General features: G+C 70.8%; 12 protein-coding genes and 1 pseudogene. 4 read left to right on the top strand and 9 right to left on the bottom strand.

Annotated features, from left to right (window positions below; translation table 11 throughout):
• Positions 1-188: 188 nt before the first annotated feature.
• The 4 genes from pepN (J7E88_RS24500) to J7E88_RS24485 all read right to left on the bottom strand — a co-directional run bounded on the left by pepN (J7E88_RS24500) (position 189) and on the right by J7E88_RS24485 (position 8,212).
• Positions 189-2,777, bottom strand: a complete 2,589-nt coding sequence (pepN, locus tag J7E88_RS24500; RefSeq protein ID WP_215184601.1) for an aminopeptidase N — start codon at positions 2,775-2,777, stop codon at positions 189-191.
• Positions 2,778-2,919: 142 nt separating this feature from the next.
• On the bottom strand, positions 2,920-3,948 hold the full coding sequence (locus J7E88_RS24495; RefSeq protein WP_215184599.1) for an aspartate-semialdehyde dehydrogenase: 1,029 nt from the start codon (positions 3,946-3,948) through the stop codon (positions 2,920-2,922).
• A gap of 170 nt (positions 3,949-4,118) precedes the next feature.
• Positions 4,119-7,445, bottom strand: coding sequence for a S8 family serine peptidase (locus J7E88_RS24490; RefSeq protein ID WP_215184597.1), 3,327 nt, complete (start codon positions 7,443-7,445; stop codon positions 4,119-4,121).
• A 227-nt stretch (positions 7,446-7,672) separates the two neighbouring features.
• Positions 7,673-8,212 (bottom strand): CGNR zinc finger domain-containing protein, encoded by a 540-nt coding sequence (locus tag J7E88_RS24485; protein WP_215184595.1) that lies wholly within the window; start codon positions 8,210-8,212, stop codon positions 7,673-7,675.
• A 133-nt stretch (positions 8,213-8,345) separates the two neighbouring features.
• Here J7E88_RS24485 and J7E88_RS24480 point away from each other — a divergent pair, with 133 nt between their 5' ends.
• The 3 genes from J7E88_RS24480 to J7E88_RS37125 all read left to right on the top strand — a co-directional run bounded on the left by J7E88_RS24480 (position 8,346) and on the right by J7E88_RS37125 (position 10,245).
• The gene (locus J7E88_RS24480; protein WP_215184593.1) at positions 8,346-8,801 is read left to right on the top strand and encodes a VOC family protein; all 456 of its coding nucleotides are present in this window, start codon (positions 8,346-8,348) and stop codon (positions 8,799-8,801) included.
• Positions 8,802-8,835: 34 nt separating this feature from the next.
• Positions 8,836-9,771 carry a pyridoxamine 5'-phosphate oxidase family protein gene (locus tag J7E88_RS24475; protein WP_215184591.1) on the top strand — a complete coding sequence of 312 codons (936 nt, stop codon included), beginning with the start codon at positions 8,836-8,838 and terminating at the stop codon, positions 9,769-9,771.
• 225 nt (positions 9,772-9,996) lie between these two features.
• The gene (locus tag J7E88_RS37125) at positions 9,997-10,245 is read left to right on the top strand and encodes a hypothetical protein (protein WP_308307589.1); all 249 of its coding nucleotides are present in this window, start codon (positions 9,997-9,999) and stop codon (positions 10,243-10,245) included.
• Here J7E88_RS37125 and J7E88_RS24465 read toward each other — a convergent pair.
• Positions 10,221-11,231: a hypothetical protein gene (locus J7E88_RS24465; protein WP_215184589.1), complete on the bottom strand. Its 1,011-nt coding sequence runs from the start codon at positions 11,229-11,231 to the stop codon at positions 10,221-10,223. The genes J7E88_RS37125 and J7E88_RS24465 overlap by 25 nt on opposite strands.
• A 582-nt stretch (positions 11,232-11,813) precedes the next feature.
• Positions 11,814-14,375, bottom strand: coding sequence for an aminopeptidase N (gene pepN / locus J7E88_RS24460; protein ID WP_215184588.1), 2,562 nt, complete (start codon positions 14,373-14,375; stop codon positions 11,814-11,816).
• A 137-nt stretch (positions 14,376-14,512) separates the two neighbouring features.
• On the opposite strand from pepN (J7E88_RS24460), the gene J7E88_RS24455 reads away from it, so the two are divergent.
• Positions 14,513-15,151 (top strand): DsbA family protein, encoded by a 639-nt coding sequence (locus tag J7E88_RS24455; RefSeq protein WP_215184586.1) that lies wholly within the window; start codon positions 14,513-14,515, stop codon positions 15,149-15,151.
• A gap of 143 nt (positions 15,152-15,294) precedes the next feature.
• Here J7E88_RS24455 and J7E88_RS24450 read toward each other — a convergent pair whose 3' ends face one another.
• The 3 genes and pseudogenes from J7E88_RS24450 to J7E88_RS24440 form a co-directional block, all read right to left on the bottom strand.
• A complete protein-coding gene (locus tag J7E88_RS24450; RefSeq protein ID WP_215184584.1) occupies positions 15,295-15,930 on the bottom strand; it encodes a superoxide dismutase in 636 nt (211 codons plus the stop codon).
• Positions 15,931-16,022: 92 nt separating this feature from the next.
• Positions 16,023-16,214 (bottom strand): annotated as a pseudogene (locus J7E88_RS24445) (hypothetical protein); the annotation flags it as partial.
• 97 nt (positions 16,215-16,311) lie between these two features.
• On the bottom strand, positions 16,312-17,718 hold the full coding sequence (locus tag J7E88_RS24440) for an FGGY-family carbohydrate kinase (RefSeq protein ID WP_215184736.1): 1,407 nt from the start codon (positions 17,716-17,718) through the stop codon (positions 16,312-16,314).
• Positions 17,719-17,736 lie beyond the last annotated feature (18 nt).

Raw genomic sequence — 17,736 nt, 5'->3', positions numbered from 1 at the left:
GCATCCTCAGAATCGAACGGGAAAAGATCACATGAAACAACGGGCGGGAGCATATCCCGGTCCGCGCAAGGGCGTTGACGGCGGGCTCCGCTCTGGCGAATTGTCGACGGCCGAAAACACAAGGAGGCGCGCCGGGCCGGCAGTGGCCCAGCGCGCCTCCATTTGCGGAGGTTTTTATTCCTCTTGAGTTACTCCGCTGCCGCGTCCGCCGCCCGCGCCTTCAGCGCACGCTCGACACCGGCCCGTGACTCCAGGACGAGCCTGCGCAGTGCGGCGTTGGGCTCCGCCGACTTCAGCCAGGCGTCGGTCGCGTCCAGCGTGTCCTGCGAGATCTGGAGCGAGGGGTAGAGGCCGACGGCGACCTGCTGCGCCATCTCATGGCTGCGGGACTCCCACACGCCCTTGACGGCCGCGAAATACTTCTCCGTGTACGGGGCGAGGAGTTCGCGCTGATCAGTCTGGACGAATCCGCTGATCACCGCCTCCTGCACGGCGTTCGGCAGCGCTGCTTTCGCGTCGGACACAGTGACCGACGCCCACGCCTGCGCCTTGGCCTCCGGCGTCGGCCGCGCGGCCCGCGCCGTCGCCGCGTGCCGCTCACCGGCCGCGGTCCTGTCCCGCTCGTACTCCCCGGCGATCTCCTCCTCGTCGAAGACCCCGGTCGCGGCGAGACGCTCCACGAACGCCCAGCGCAGCTCCGCGTCGACGGCCAGGCCCTCGATCGTCTCGGTGCCGTCGAGCAGCGCCTGAAGCAGGTCCAGCTGCTGCGGCGTGCGCGCGGTCGCGGCGAACGCCCGCGCCCAGGCCAGCTGGTGGTCGCTGCCCGGCTCCGCCGACCGCAGGTGCGCCAGCGTCGCGTCAGTCCACCGGCTCAGACCGGTCTCGCGCCACTGCGGCGCCGCGTACAGGTCGATGGCCAGCTTGACCTGGCGGTGCAGCGACTGGACCACGCCGATGTCGGACTCCTTGCCGATCCCGGACAGGACCAGCGCCAGGTAGTCGCGGGTGGCGAGCTCGCCGTCGCGGGTCATGTCCCAGGCCGAGGCCCAGCACAGCGCGCGCGGCAGGGACTCGGTGAAGTCGCCCAGGTGCCCGGTGACGTTCTTCAGCGACTCCTCGTCGAGGCGGACCTTCGCATACGAAAGGTCGTCGTCGTTGAGCAGGACGACGGCGGGACGGGCCCTGCCCACCAGGGCCGGCACGTCGGTCAGTTCACCGTCGACGTCCAGCTCGATCCGGTCGGTGCGCACCAGCCTGCCGGCCTCGTCGGTGCCGTCGATGTCGTAGAGGCCGATCGCGATCCGGTGCGGACGCAGCACGGGCTCGCCCTTGGCGCCCGCCGGAAGCGCCGGGGCCTCCTGCTTCACCGCGAAGGCGGTGATCACACCGGAGTCGTCCGTGGTGATCTCCGGGCGCAGGATGTTGATGCCGGCCGTCTCCAGCCAGGCCTTGGACCACAGCTTCAGATCCCGGCCGCTGGTCTCCTCCAGCGCGCCCAGCAGGTCCGACAGGCGCGTGTTCTTGAAGGCGTGAGCCTTGAAGTACGCCTGTACGCCGCGGAAGAACTCGTCCATGCCGACATAGGCGACGAGCTGCTTGAGAACCGACGCGCCCTTGGCATACGTGATTCCGTCGAAATTGACGAGAACGTCATCCAGGTCGCCAATTTCGGCCATGATCGGGTGCGTCGACGGCAGCTGGTCCTGCCGGTAGGCCCACGTCTTCATGGAATTCGCGAACGTGGTCCACGAGTGCGGCCACCGCGAGCCCGGGGCGTACGCCTGGCAGGCGATCGAGGTATAGGTGGCGAACGACTCGTTCAGCCACAGGTCGTTCCACCACTCCATGGTCACGAGGTCGCCGAACCACATGTGGGCGAGCTCGTGCAGGATGGTCTCCGCCCGCACCTCGTATGCCGCGTCCGTCACCTTCGAACGGAAGACGTACTGGTCGCGGATGGTCACCGCGCCCGCGTTCTCCATCGCGCCCGCGTTGAACTCCGGCACGAACAGCTGGTCGTACTTGGCGAACGGGTACGCGTAGTCGAACTTCTCCTGGAACCAGTCGAAGCCCTGCCGCGTGACATCGAAGATCGCGTCCGCGTCCAGGAACTCGGCCAGCGAGGGACGGCAGTAGATGCCGAGCGGGACCGACCGGCCGTCCTTCTCGTACGAGCTGTGCACACTGTGGTACGGGCCGGCGATCAGGGCCGTGATGTACGTCGAGATGCGCGGCGTCGGCTCGAAGCGCCAGACGTTGTCCTCCGGCTGGGGCGTCGGGGAGTTCGAGATCACCGTCCAGCCCGCCGGGGCCTTCACGGTGAACCGGAAGGTCGCCTTGAGGTCGGGCTGCTCGAAGCTCGCGAAGACCCGGCGCGCGTCCGGGACCTCGAACTGCGTATAGAGGTATGCCTGCTCGTCGACCGGGTCGACGAAACGGTGCAGGCCCTCGCCCGTGTTGGTGTACGAGCAGTCGGCGACCACGCGCAGCTCGTTGTCGCCCGCGTGCAGATGCTTCAGTGTGATCCGCGAGTCCCGGAAGACCGCGGCGACGTCCAGCGACTTCCCGTTCAGCACGACCTCGTGCACGGCGGGGGCGACCAGATCGATGAAGGTCTCCGCACCGTCCTCGGCCGACGCGAAGCGCACGGTGGTCTCGGACCGGTAGGTCCCGCCCTCCTGCGCCCCGGAGAGATCGAGGTCGATCTCGTACGAGTCAACGGTGAGCAGGCGCGCACGCGCTTGCGCCTCTTCACGGGTCAGGTTTGTGCCAGGCACCCGGTCATCTCCTCGGTCTGCGATGTTTGTGGCCATCCTTCCACGCGCCGCCTGCGCTCCGTCCGGAACCGAGGAGGAGCCGGGACACGACGACGAGGGGGCGGGCGCCCGTCGGCGCCCGCCCCCTCGTCGTACCTCTGTGTCAGCCGCGCAGCTCGTCCGCGACCAGCTCCGCGATCTGCACCGCGTTCAGCGCCGCGCCCTTGCGCAGGTTGTCGTTGGACACGAACAGCGCCAGGCCGTTGTCCACCGTCTCGTCCACGCGGATGCGGCCCACGTAGGAGGCGTCCTTGCCGGCGGCCTGGAGCGGGGTGGGGATCTCGGAGAGCTCCACGCCCGGCGCGTCCTTCAGCAGCTCGTAGGCGCGCTCCACGGTGATCGGACGCTCGAAGCGGACGTTGACCTGGAGCGAGTGGCCGGAGAAGACCGGTACGCGGACGCAGGTGCCCGACACCTTGAGCTCCGGGATCTCGAGGATCTTGCGGGACTCGTTGCGGAGCTTCTGCTCCTCGTCCGTCTCGTGCGAGCCGTCGTCGACGAGGTTGCCGGCGAGAGGCAGCACGTTGAAGGCGATCGTGCGCTGGTAGACGCCCGGCTCGGGGAAGACCACGGCCTCGCCGTCGTGGGTCAGCTCGGCGGCACGATCGGCGACGGCCTTGACCTGGCCGTCGAGCTCGGCGACGCCCGCGACCCCGGAACCGGACACGGCCTGGTAGGTCGTGGCGATCATCGAGGTCAGGCCCGCCTCCTGGTGCAGCGGCTTGAGGACCGGCATGGCGGCCATCGTGGTGCAGTTCGGGTTGGCGATGATCCCCTTGGGGCGGTCCTTGACCGCGTGCGGGTTCACCTCGGACACGACCAGCGGGACCTCGGGGTCGCGACGCCATGCCGAGGAGTTGTCGATCACGACCGCGCCCTGAGAGGCGACCTTCTCGGCGAGGGCCTTGGAGGTCGCGCCGCCCGCCGAGAAGATCACGATGTCGAGGCCGGTGTAGTCCGCGACAGCCGCGTCCTCGACCGTGATCTCGCGGCCCTCCCACTCGATGGTGGAGCCCGCCGAGCGGGCGGAGGCGAACAGCCTGAGCTCGTCGACCGGGAACTTCCGCTCGGCAAGGATCTTGCGCATGACCGTGCCGACCTGCCCGGTGGCTCCGACGATTCCGACCTTCACGGGGATTCCTCCGTACGTTTGTGCACCATCTGCGGCATGGGATGCCGCTCCATGATGCGTATGTCCCCGGTCGCCTTGTCCAATCGGTTGTCCGAGGAACGGGACACATTCGGGACATGGGGAAGGGCGGGCACCCCCCGGGCGCCCGCCCTCCACCTGCGTCGCACCCGCTACGGCGCGACCTTCCCGATCACGACACTGCCGGTGCCCGCGGCGGTGCCGCGAGCATTCAGCAGCCGAACCTCACCGAAGAACTGCCGTCCCTCGGGCGCCGCGCCGTTCACCAGCACCTCGGCGCTGACCTGCACCGTTGCGCCATTTGCAAGCCGGACCGGCTCCGCGCCGACCCTGACCTCGCCGAGCGAGGGCGCGAAGTACACATCGCGGTAGTCGTACGTGGTGCTCCCGGCCGGGACCGAGTAGCCGTCGACCTCGATGGTGTACGTACCGGCAGCCGGCTTCACGAGGCTGACGGCCTCCTCCGAGTCGCCGTCCGCGGACGAGCCGACCGTCACACCGTCCCTCTTGACCGCCAGGTCCAGGTCGGCGGACTTGTCGGAGACGTTGCCGATCACGACGTCGAGGCGTTCGACGCCCTCGCCGACGACGACCGTGGTCGTCTGCTTCTCGTGGTGGGCGATCGTCGGCTCGGTGACCTTCGAGGAGCCGAGTGAGCCGCCCACGAGCTTGCCGTCGATGGCGGCGAAGCCGTTGGTCACGTCCCAGCGCACCGCGGCCGGGGTGCCGGTCTTCGCCTCGGGCAGTACCTGGACGGCCGGGTCGAAGGAGGCTCCGAGCACGGCGACGTCCAGCTTGTACGGGTTGGCCAGCAGCGGCGACGTGCGGCGCGACTCGACCTCGATCTCCCAGACACCCGGCTGCGGGTCCGCGTAGGACCGCAGGTCGGGACGGCAGGTGTTGGTGGGGTTGGCGTAGTTCGGGTAGCAGTTCACCGTCGACGTCGGGTCCGAGGGGACGCCGTAGGGGTGGATCGCGATGAAGCGGGTCTGGCTGCCCGCCGCGAGACCGCCCAGGGCGACCTCGAGGCTCTTCGCGCCCTCGGGGACCGTGACGAAGTACGACCGGTGGCTGTTGCGCTGCACCGAGTCCCACGCCGAGACCGCGTACGACGGCCTGGCGAGCTCCTGCGCGGCGACCACGGTGGTGAGCACCTGCTTGTCGATGCCCTCGGTGCGCGGGTCGTCGACCTCCAGGATCGCGCTGCGCACGCCGGCGGAACGCGGCGTGGCGGCGACCTCGACGGTGACCGGCTGGTTCAGCGGGAGCCTGACCTCGTCGTCACCGACGATCCGGAAGGTGCCGTCGTTGTTCTCGAAGTGCAGCTCGTGGTACACGGGACGATCCGGCCCGGTGGTCCGGGTGACGGTGATCTCATAGGTCTTCTTCTTGCCGACGGTCGCCCCACCCTCGCGGTCGTACAGGCCGGCGCCGAAGCCCGGCTCCTTGAGCGCGAAGTCGATCGCGGTGTCGACCGGGGCCTTGACCTGGTACTCGTGGGCGGTGGCGCCGTCCTCGACGGCCTCCCAGGCGTCCACGATGTTGATCCGGCCGGCGCCTTCCTCGTGCGCCTGGACCCCGCGGATGTGGTCGGCCGTGCTGACGAGCGCGGTCCGCAGCTTCGCCGGGGTCAGCTCGATGCCCCGCTGCTTGGCCGCGGAGAGCAGCAGCGCGGCCGCGCCCGCCGTCTGCGGCGAGGACATCGAGGTGCCCTGCAGCATCGAGTAGCCGGCCGGGAGCTCGTAACCGGCCTCCTTGACCGGGCCGCCGGGCGCCCAGGTCTGTGTGGTGTTGATGGACGCGCCGGGCGCGGTGACGGTCGGCACGAAGCCGCCGTCCTCGCGCGGGCCGCGGGAGGAGAAGGGCAGCATGGCGTACTTCTTCTCCACGGCGGAGCCGTAGTTCGCCGCCCACGTGTCCTTGGAGATCGAGGCTCCGACGCTGATGACCTTGTCGGCCAGGGCCGGGTCACCGATCGTGTTCACGCCGGGGCCGCTGTTGCCGGCCGAGATGACCAGCTGGACACCGTAGGCGTCGATGAGCCTGCCGTAGAGCTCGGCCCGGGCGTTGTTGCCGTCGTTCAGCGCGGGCAGGCCGCCTATCGACATGTTGACGATGTCCACACCGCGGTTGATGACCAGGTCGGCCATGCCTTCGGTGAGCGCGATGTTGGTGCAGCCGCCGCTCCAGGTGCAGGCGCGCGAGGAGACCAGCTTGGCGCCGGGCGCGGCGCCGTTCATCCGGCCGCCGAAGAGGCTGTTGGCGGCGGTGATGCCGGCGACGTGGGTGCCGTGCGAGCCCTCGATGACGCCGATGCTGACGTAGTCGGACTTTGCGCCCGCGGCGTTGTAGACGACGTCCTTGCGGACCTCGATCACGAACGGGATGCGCTCGACGACGTCGGTCGCCGGGTCGTCCGTGCCGAAGTAGCCGACCTGGAAGCCGTTCTTGTAGGGCTTCATCACCGTTTCATCGGTGAAGTCGGCGTCGTTGTCGAGGTCCACCCGGGCGGTGCGGGTGCCCGCGTCGTAGAGCACTCCCCAGACGTCGGTGGTGTCACCGTCCCGGTTGAGGTCGCCGTTCATGTCGCCGCCCGTGGTGGCGGCTTCCGCGAACGCGCGGTACTTGAAGGAACCGGCCGGAGCGGTGAAGGTGCGGCCGCCGGCCGTGAACGTCGGACCGGTCACGTCCGTGTTCATCCGCAGCCAGGTGCCGTCGCCGTCGGACACCGGGTCGGTCGCCGTCACCCAGTCGACGATCTTGCGCTCGCCGGTGGTGGTCTTCTGCAGCGCCGGGTGGGCGACGTCGACACCGGAGTCGAGGATGCCGATGGTCACCCCGCGGCCGTCGGCCTTCGGGTTGTCCTCGACGAAGTCCACCGCGCCGGTCTCGAAGGACGGGTTGTACGGGTTCTTCGCGGGCGTGTGCCTGCCGGGCGCCGGGTACGTGGCGGACTGCGCACCGGCGGTCCGCGCGGCCCTGGTGGTGTCCGCGCCCGGCGTCGGGTCGTCCAGCTCGATCTCGTGCTTGAGGTCGATGCCGTGGACGCTGGAGAGCTTGGCCGCCGCCTTCAGCGCGCTCTCGGCCTTCTCGGTGGGCAGCGTCGCGCGCACATAGCCGAGATTGTCGAAGATTCTGCCGACGACGGCACCCTCGACCGCGGCCAGCTGGCCGGCGACCTGCTCGGTCGCCCCGGGGGCGGTGGCGACCATGACGGTCACGTTCTTTGCGCCGCTGGCGTCGGCCTCGGCGAGCAGGTCGGCGTCGGCCGCACCGAGCTTGTGCGCATCGGACGCCGCGGTCTTGAGGCCCTTGGTGGCGGCGGGGTCGTCGGCGGGGGCCGAGGCCACGGCCGGAACGATGCCGGCGGCGGCCAGCGCGGCCACCAGCGAGGCGGCTGCCGCCACGCGCGCCGCGCGTCTGTGGCCGGGTACGGAGCGTTCTGGACTCGAGCTCTGGGACTGGGGGGTCATCTGCATCCCTGTTGGTGAAAGAGAGGGTCCGGAATTCGGTACCGGATGACCGCTCAGCCTTTCGTAAATGACAGAGGTTTGTGGAGACTTGACCCAGGGATGATGCCGTCATGGCGGAGATCCGCCAGTGCGATGCATACGCCACGGCGGCCGAATCGGTCGCCGGCGCCCGCGATTCGCCGCTCGCGGGCCGACTGTGTTCGCGGGTGCGAGTCGCCCTTCGCGGGTGTGCGTTACTGCTCGCGGGTCCGCGCGTAGTGGCGGGACGCCTTCGCGCGGTTGCCGCACAGGCTCATGGAGCACCAGCGGCGGGTGCCGTTGCGCGAGGTGTCGAAGAAGTGCAGGACGCAGGCGTCGTGCGCGCAGGCGCGGATCCGGTCGGGCGCGGTGCGCAGCAGGTCGAGGTGGCCGCGGGCGGCGAGCCAGCCGGGGCCCCACGCCGGGTCGGCGAACTCCGCCTCCTCGCCGGGCCCTTCGTCCGTCAGTGTGGCGCGAATGCGGCCGTGCGCGAGGACGGCGTCGACGCGGGCGGCGGCGGCGTCGTCCGTGCGGTCGATCAGTGCCGCCAGGGCGTCCCGGGCGGCACGGGTGTTCTCCAGCGTGGCCGCGTCGGCGGCGAACCGGTCGGCGAGGCCGTTCGTCCGCAGCCAGATCCCCAGGCCGGCGGTGTCCTTGAGCAGGTCCTCCAGCTCGCCGTCGTGCACCCAGCGGGTGTTGAGGAGGTCGAGCGAGATCGGCTCGCCGAGAAGGGGGCGGGGATCGGCGGCGGGCATAGGACTTCCTTCGCTCCGTTGCGACTAACCCCTCAAGGGTACGTTGCCGGTTGCGCTGCTCGCGCCTAACCGTTAAGTTGCATGTGAGCGGTTAGCCACTGAGGCGGGGCCGCACGACGCAGAGAGGTCTTCCATGACGTCCACCAGCGCACTCGCAGTCGGCCACGTCGGCCTGAACGTGACCGACCTCGGCCGTTCCCTCCCCTTCTACGCCGACGCACTCGGCTTCGAAGTCCTCGGCGAGGGCAAGGAGGACGGCCGGCGCTTCGCCTTCCTCGGCCGCGACGGCACCCTCGCCCTCACCCTGTGGCAGCAGGCCGGCTCCGCCTTCGAAACCACCCGCGCCGGACTGCACCACCTCGCCTTCGAGGCCGCGTCCATCGACGAGGTCCGGGCGGCCGAGACGCGCCTGAAGGGCCTCGGGGTCGACTTCGCCTACGACGGCGTCGTTGCGCACCGGGAAGGCGCGGCGTCCGGCGGCATCTTCTTCCACGACCCCGACGGCACCCGCCTGGAGATCTACGCGCCTTCCGGCGCCGAGGAGTCGCCCGCCCCCAGCGCCGCAGCGCCCACCTGCGGTTTCTTCTAGCCGTCCGCGGCTGCCCCGCCAGGAGCTGACTCCCATGGACCTCGCACCGAGCCCTTACCACCACGGCTCACTCGCCGTGCAGCACCGCGTCGGCGTCGCGGAGCAGGCCGCCCACGTCGGCCGCTCGATCGGCTCCGGCATCAAACCGGTCGCCGCGGCCTTCCTCGGCCTCCAGCCCATGCTCGTGCTCGGGGCCGCCGACGCGGCGGGCCGTAGGTGGGCCTCGCTGCTCACCGGACGGCCCGGGTTCCTGCGGGCCACGGGAGCGCACTCCGTCTCGATCGCCGCGAACGTGCCCGAGCATGATCCGCTCGCGGAGACACTGGCCGGCGGTCCCGTGGCGGCCGGGGCCATCGCGCTGGACCCGCGCACCCGGCGCCGGATGCGGATGGGCGGCACGGTCCGCCCGTCCGCCCGCGGACTGCTCGTCGAGACCGAAAGGGTCTTCGCCAACTGCCCCAAGTACCTCCAGAAAAGAGGGCTGTGCGAGACCGGGCCCGAGACACCCGCGACCGGGGCCGTGCGGCGCGGCGAACGCCTCGACCCCGACCAGACGGCCTTCGTCCGCGCCGCCGACACCTTCTTCGTCGCCACCGGCACACCGGACGGCGCCGACGCCAGCCACCGGGGCGGCAACCCCGGCTTCCTCCATGTCTCCTCGCCCACCGAACTGAGCTGGCAGGACTATCCCGGCAACGCGATGTTCCTGACCCTCGGCAATCTGGAGCGCGACCCGCACGCCGGACTTCTCCTGTTCGACTGGACCACCGGTACCACGCTCCAGCTCACCGGCACGGCCCGCACCGAGCACACGCCGGGCGGCGGCCGCACCGTCCGGTTCACCGTGTCCGGTGTCGTACACGCCGAGGCGGCCTCACCGCTGCGCTGGTCCGAGCCCGAGTACTCCCCGGCGAACCCACCCGTCCGCACCGGGGCCGCCGATGGCCTCACCGGACGAACTGGGAGCTGAGGTCACCGCGTACGCCGTCTGCATACGGGATGAACGGATCCTGCCGCCTGGCTGGGCGGCGGCCGACGGCACCAGGAAGTGGGCGCTGCCCGGCGGCGGCATGGAGCACGGAGAGGGCCCCTGGACGCGGGGTCCGCGATGGCGAGGTGGGGGTGCCTCCCGGCCGGAGTCCGGGGGAGAGGCCGGCTACGCGGCGGAGAGACCGCCCTGCCCGGTATCGACTCGATGCGCCGCCACCCGCGCCGACTCGGCGCGTTCGCGGACTTCCAGGGAGTGCGGATCGTCTACGAGGGCCGCGTCACGGGTGGTGAACTGCGGTCCGAGACACATGGGTCGACCGGTCCGGCCGTATGGCATTCCCTGGACGTGGTACCGGGACTCGACCGGGTCACCCTGGTCGACAGAGGACTCGGACGGTGGCGCTCCCGGCGGGCGCTCGGTCATGTCCTTCAGCGCGGCAGCACCACCACATAGGCCGCCGGCTCCCGGTCCGCAGCGGCCATCAGGGCCGTACGCACCACGACCGCCTGCTGCTCGGGCGACTCCCGCAGCTTACGGGGCGTGATGTGCACGACGGTGATGCCCAGGCCTTCGAGAACGTCACGCTTGCGGGCGTACTCCGACCCCAGGGCGTCCTCGTCGTGCCGGGGGACGCGGGTGTCCAGTTCGACGGCGACGGCCTGATCGGGCCAGTACGCGTCGACCCCGCCCAGGTGGGGGCCGCCGGGCAACCGCAGATCCACGTTCCACAGCGGCTCGGACAGGTGGTGGCCGCGCACCAGCTCGTACAGCCGGCCCTCGGACAGCGAGCGGCACTCGGCGAGCAGTGCGTCGACGGCGGCCACGACGTGGGGCAGGTTCAGCAGCCGTGCGTCATTCAACTCCCGTACGACAGCGGCAGGTTCGCAGTGGCCGCCGCGAACGGCCTCCGTGAGCAGCAGCCGGACCCGCTGCGGGTCGTCGGTGAGCCGGCCGACGGCATCGGCGAGGGCGCGCGCCACGGGAGCGACCGGCACGCCGGTGACCTCCTCGGCCTCCGGCAGCACATGCCCGCGCACCACCCGGACGTACCCGGTGGACCGCAGCCGCCGCGTACGGGGCACGAGCACGTCGATCACATCGAGAGAGGTCAGCGAGGGGGCACCGGAGAACCCGTGCAGCGAGAGGGCGGCGAGCCCGGTGACCATCGCCTCGCCGTGGCGCACCGTCTGAGTCCGCTGGGCCGGGACCACGGGCCGCCCGGCGTACAGGAGCGCGGCGCGCAGCCGCTCGTCACCGGTCGCGGGCCCGGACCGCAGGAGGTACACCCCGGGCAGCAGCACCTGCCAGGGCCCACCGGCCCGGCACTGCTGGGCGGCACGCGCCGGAGTCACACCCTGGGCGCGCAACTCGGCCCCGGAGACGACGAACCGGGTGAGGCGGCGGGGGAGGAGGGGGAGGGGAGTGTCGCACTGTTCCATGCCGAGGGAATGCCCCTGGGTGTGCGGTGGGCTAACCGCTGTTACAAGCTCGTCGGCATTTCGGGACAAGGCCGCACTAAAGTACGCGCGTTCGAGTTCCGATGGGGGGCACGGGTGGGTGCCGCTGCGCGGCGGCCTCTCTCCGCCCCGCCCCTTCCGAACTGGGGCTTCGCCCCAGACCCCGTACCGCCCTTCGGGCGGTGTCCTCGAACTCCCCCTGGGCTTCGCCCGACGTCCACCGAGGTCCACCGAGGTCCACCGGCGTCCACTGGCGTCCACCGACGTCGGCTGGGCCGGCGGCTGCGTCGGCTCCGGCGTCGTCACCGCCGACCTCCCCGCCCGCCCCCGGCGCGACCTGATCCAACAGTCCGGCGGTTCCGCCGGGTTCCGCCCGGGCCCGGACGGGCTGGATCCAGCCCGTCGGCGATTGAGGCGCTGGGCTCCCCCTACGCCCGCAGGGCGTAGGGGGAGGGTCCGGGGGGCGGAGCCCACGGTCACGGGAAGGGGCGGCGTGGGGGGGGACAAGCCCGTGCGGCGGTCCGCAGGGGCGGCGCCGGAACGGTGAAGGCCCGGCGCCGACCCTCACGCGCCGTCCCGCTCCTGCGCGCGCAGTGCCCGAGCCAGGTCGTCGCGGGCCTCGAGCACCAGCCGCCGCAGCGCTGGCGCCGCCGACTCGTGTGCGGCCAGCCACTCGTCCGTCGCCGAGAGCGTCTCCGGTGAGTCCTGGAGCGACGGGTACAGGCCGCGCACCACGTCCATCCCGATCTGGATCGACCGCTCCGACCAGAGCCGCTCGATCGCCTCGAAGTACTTCGGGGCGTACGGCACCACAAGATCACGCTGTGACGGCTGGACGAAGCCCGCGATCGTCGCGTCCACCAGTGCGTTGGACAGTGCGTCCGACTCCACCACCGCCGCCCACGCCTGGGCCTTCACCGCCGCGGACGGCCGTGCCGCGAGGCAGCGCACCTCGTGCCGCTTGCCCGAAGCCGTGTCGTCCCGCGCCAGCTCCGCCGCGATCGCCGACTCGTCCGCCCGGCCGTGCGCGGCCAGCGGCTCCAGGAACGCCCAGCGCAGCTCCTGGTCCACGTCGAGGCCGTCGATCTTCGCCGTACCGTCCAGCAGTCCGGACAGCAGCCGGAAGTCCGCCTCACGTGCCGCGACCGATGCGAAGAACCGTGCCCACGTCAGCTGGTGCTGGCTGCCCGGCTCCGCGCGCCGCAGCTCCGCGAGCGCGCCCTCGGCCAGCAGCCGGCCGCCTTCCTCGCGCCATGCCGGCGCCGCGTAGTTCACCAGCGCGGAGCGGGCCCACGCGTGCAGCATCTGCAGCACACCGATGTCCGACTCGCGCCCCGCGAACCGCAGCACCAGGTCCATGAAGTCCCGCGCCGGCAACTGCGCGTCCCGCGTCAGGTTCCACAGCGCCGACCAGGCCAGCGCCCGCGCCAAAGGATCGTCGATGTCGCCCAGGTGCGCCCGCAGGGTCGCGAGCGAGTCCTCGTCGAAGCGGACCTTGCAGTACGTCAGGTCCTCGTCGTTGACGAGAACGAGCGACGGCCGCTGCGCACCCGCCAGCTCGGGCACCACCGTGCGCGCCCCGGCGACGTCCACTTCGGCGCGCGCGTACCGCACGAGCTTGGTGTCCTCCACCCGGTACAGGCCGACGGCCACCCGGTGCGGGCGGAGGGTGTCGCCGTCCTGGGCGATCGCGAGCTCGGCGATCCTGCCGCTCGCGTCGTACACGGCCTGCGGCGTCAGCGAGTTGACACCCGACGTCTCCAGCCAGGAGCGCGACCACTCCTTCATGTCCCGCCCGGAGGTCTCCTGAAGCACCGAGAGCAGGTCGCCGAGGCGGGTGTTGCCGTACGCATGGCGCTTGAAGTAGCGCCGCGCGCCCTCCAGGAACGCCTCCCGCCCCACGTACGCCACCAGCTGCTTCAGCACCGAGGCGCCCTTGGCGTACGTGATGCCGTCGAAGTTGAGCTTGGCGTCCTCCAGGTCACGGATGTCGGCTGTGATCGGGTGCGTGGACGGCAGCTGGTCGGCGCGGTACGCCCAGGCCTTGCGGTTGTTGGCGAAGGTGACCCAGCCACTCGTGAACCGGGTGGCCTCCACCATCGAGAACGAGCCCATGAAGTCCGCGAAGGACTCCTTGAGCCACAGGTCGTCCCACCACTGCATGGTGACCAGGTCGCCGAACCACATGTGCGCCATTTCGTGGAGGATCACGTTCGCCCGGCGCTCGTACGACGCCTGCGTCACCCGGCCGCGGAAGACGAATTCCTCACGGAAGGTCACACAGCCCGGGTTCTCCATCGCGCCGATGTTGTACTCGGGCACGAAGGCCTGGTCGTACTTCCCGAACGGGTACGGGTAGTCGAAGTGGTCGTGGAAGAAGTCCAGACCCTGCTTGGTGACCAGGAAGATGTCGTCGGCGTCGAAGTGCCTGGCCAGACCCTTGCGGCACATCGCGCCCAGCGGGATCCGCAGCATGGTGCCGTCCGTGAGCTCCCGCTCGTACAGATCCGTCTCGTAGTGGTACGGGCCGGCGACGACGGCCGTGATGTACGTCGAGATCGGCCGCGTCTCGGCGAAGCGCCACACCCCGTCCTCGGCGCGTGCGCCCTCCCGGTTGCTCCACACGGTCCAGCCCTCGGGCGCGGTCACCTCGAAGCGGAACGGGGCCTTGAGGTCGGGCTGCTCGAAGTTCGCGAAGACCCGGCGCGCGTCGGCCGGTTCGTACTGCGTGTAGAGGTAGACCTCGCCGTCCTCGGGGTCGACGAAGCGGTGCAGCCCCTCGCCGGTGCGGCTGTACGCGCACTGCGCGTCCACGACGAGCACGTTCTCGGGGGCCACGGAGTCGAGCGCGATCCGGGACCCGTCGAACGCCGCGGCGGGATCGAGCTCCCGGCCGTTGAGCGTGATGCTGCTCACGGACGGGGCGATCAGGTCGACGAAGGTCGGCGCGCCCGGCTCGGCGGCACGGAAGCGGATCGTGGTCACCGAGCGGAATGTGCGCGGCCCGGCCCCCTCCTCGGCGTCCCCGGCCGCGGACCGTACGTCGAGGGCGACGTCGTACCCGTCGACGGACAGCAGCTCGGCCCGGGCGCGGGCCTCGTCGCGGGACAGATTCTCACCGGGCACGGGCACTCCTTCGTGTCTCGTTCGAACAGCAGTGATCCTCCCATGTGGTCCTGGCAGCCGGTACGGGGGAATCCCTCGCGGGCGGGTCGCGTTTCCCCTGCGAGGCAGGCAGGGTGCCGCCCTTCGCAAGGAGTGACATGTCCGACAACGGCAAGACGCCAGCCGACTTCTGGTTCGACCCCCTGTGCCCCTGGGCCTGGATGACCTCCCGCTGGATGCTGGAGGTCGAGAAGGTCCGCGACGTCGAGGTCCGCTGGCATGTGATGAGCCTCGCGGTGCTGAACGAGAACAAGCTGGACGAGCTCCCCGAGGAGTACCGGGAGATGCTCGCCACCCAGGCATGGGGCCCGGTGCGGGTCGTCGCCGCCGCCGCGCAGGAGCACGGTGACGAGGTGCTCGGTCCGCTGTACACCGCGCTCGGCACCCGCTTCCACAACGAGGGCCGCGGGCCCGTCCGCGAGGCGGTCGTCGAGGCCCTGGAGGAGGTCGGCCTGCCCGCGTCCCTCGCCGACTACGCGGACAAAGACACCTATGACACCGAGCTGCGGGCCTCCCACAAGGAGGGAATCGACAAGGTCGGGCAGGACGTCGGCACGCCGGTCATCGCGGTGCCCGGCTCCGACGGCGAGCAGATCGCCTTCTTCGGTCCGGTGGTCACCCCCGCGCCCAAGGGCGAGGAGGCCGCCCGGCTGTGGGACGGCACGCTGATGGTCGCGTCGATTCCGGGCTTCTACGAGATCAAGCGGACCCGCACACAGGGGCCGATCTTCGACTGAGCCCCGGGAACGGAAGACGGCCCCCGCGAGTCACTCCCCCAGAGCTGCGCCTGGGAGGGTCGCCCACGCGGGGGCCGTCCTTCTTCCGCCTGCCCGGTGAAGGTTGAGAAGACGATCACGAGCAGGATCTCCTCACCGCCGGATCACGGAGCGATCAGCGGGGTGCGCTCCTTGGCCTGCGCGTAACGCTTCGCCACGTCCTGCCAGTTCACGACCTGCCACATGGCGTCGATGAAGTCGACCTTCTGGTTCTTGTACTGCAGGTAGAAGGCGTGTTCCCAGGCGTCGAAGACGAGGATCGGCACGGTGCCCTGACCGACGTTGCCCTGGTGGTCGTAGACCTGCTCGACGATCAGCCGGCCGCTGACCGGCTCGTAGGCCAGCACGCCCCAGCCGGAACCCTGGGTGGTCGCGGACGCCTTCGTCATCTGCGCCGTGAACTTGACGAACGAGCCGAAGGACTCGGCGATCGCGTCCGCGAGCTCGCCCACGCCGTCCTTCTCCAGCGGCTCCCCGCCGCCCTCGCCCGTCATGTTGTGCCAGTAGATGCTGTGCAGGATGTGGCCGGAGAGGTGGAACGCGAGGTTCTTCTCCAGACCGTTGATCGCGCCCCACGCCTCCTTGTCGCGGGCCTCCTCCAACTGCTCCAGCGTGTCGTTCGCACCCTTCACGTACGCCGCGTGGTGCTTGTCGTGATGCAGCTCGACGATCTGCGGGCTGATGACCGGTTCGAGCGCCGCGTAGTCGTACGGAAGTTCAGGAAGCGTGTAAGTGGCCATGGTCCGGTCCCTCCGACTGCCAACTGCTTATTGCGAATCAAGTGCAACTGCACATTAACAGCAGAAGGGTCGGTCGTGATCAGCACCTGGTCCTACGGCCGTGCCCGCGCCAGGTGTTCGCGCCGGGCGACGACCGCGAGATCGGGGAAGTCGGTGACGACGGCGTCGACGCCGAGCCCGTAGTGCAGGACGTACTCGGCGAAGGCGTCGCCGAAGCCGTCAGGGTCCGTCCCCCGGCGCAGTTGCGCCGGCAGGAACTGGTTCTCCGCACGAAAGGTGTACGCGTCTGAGAGCTGCTCGGTCACGAATGGGGGCGCCGGGCACACGCCGATCACACGAGGTTGCGCCGGGGCGGCAGCGAGGTGGCCGCCTCATGACCGCTCAGGTGCGACGCGCGCGGGCCCGGGCCGCCGTCAGCCGGTCGAGGTGCTCGTCGTACGCCTCGGCGTAGTACGCGGCACGTCCCGCGTCCGGCGTGACCACGGCCGTCGGGGCCGTCCAGTACGCCACGTCCAGCTCCACGCCGTGCCGTGCAGCGGACGCCAGGACCGCGCCCCTGGCACCCACCTCACCCTCCACGATGCGCAGTTCGCGCCCGAGGACGTCAGCGAACAGGCGCATCCAGGCGGGGGAGCGGCTGCCGCCGCCGCAGATCGCGAGCGTGCCGGTGAGCCCGGCGGCGTCCAGGCAGTGGCGGGCGGCGAAGGCGATGCCCTCGCAGGTGGCGCGGATCAGGTCCGCCTTCGTCGACTCCAGGCTGACGCCGGACAGTTCGGCGCGCAGCCGGGGCTCGACGAACGGCGCGCGTTCCCCGGAGGGCGCGAAGTAGGGCAGGACCCGCACCCCGTGCGCGCCGGGCGGGGTGTCGGCAAGCAGGGGGTCCACCTCGGTGTGGCGTACGCCGGTGGTGGTGAGCACCCAGTCCAGCGCGGCCGTGCCTACCATCGCCGGCATGGCGCGCAGGAAGTCGCCGGGCCGGTCGGTCGAGATGTACAGGCCGGCGGGCTCGCCGGCGAGGTCGACGTCCCGGGTGGCGACCAGCGACGCCAGGCAGGTGCCGACGATCAGCAGACCGTCGCCGGGTGCGGTGACCCCAGCTCCGAGGGCGCAGGCCGCCAGATCGTAGGGGCCGTTGGCGATGGGTGTGCCGGAGGGGAGCGTGCCGGTGGCGAGGGGGTCGGCGACCGGGGGGAGCAGGCCGCTGCGGTGGGACAGCCCGAGGGCCTCGACGATGTCTGCCGCGTACGTACGGGTGTGCGGATCGAGGAAGGGCATCGACGCGTCCGACACATCGGTCGCGCGCAGCCCCGTCAGCCGCTGGAAGACCATGTCCTTGCAGTACAGGGCGGTGCTCGCCGCGTCCAGGGACTGCGGCTCGTGCTGCTCCAGCCAGGCCAGCACCGGGCCCGGGCAGCCGGGGAACATGGCGCTGCCGGTGCGCCGGAACACCGACTCGAAGACACCGGACGCGAGCCATTCGCCGACCAGTTCATGGGCCCGGCCGTCCATCCAGGAGATGGCCGGCCGCACCGGCCTGCCGTCCTCGTCGACCAGCCACACACCGTCGCCCTGCCCGGTGAGCCCGACCAGCGCGACCGGCTCGCCCCGTGCCGTCAGCGCCCCCAGCACGTCGACGACCGCGTCGTACACCTCGTCCATGTCCTGTTCGACATGGCCGCCGCGGATGTCCAGGGCCACGGGGCGGGACTCGACGGCCAGCGCCGTCCCGCTCGCGTCGAAGGCCGCGGCCTTCACCACGGACGTGCCCACATCGATGCCGATGAACATCGCCATTTCCGCAGCCTC

It is taken from the genome of Streptomyces sp. ISL-10 (assembly GCF_018614575.1).
Lineage (GTDB): Bacteria > Actinomycetota > Actinomycetes > Streptomycetales > Streptomycetaceae > Streptomyces.
Note: the sequence above shows the minus strand (reverse complement) of the source record. Positions and strands in the feature narration are given on the sequence as shown.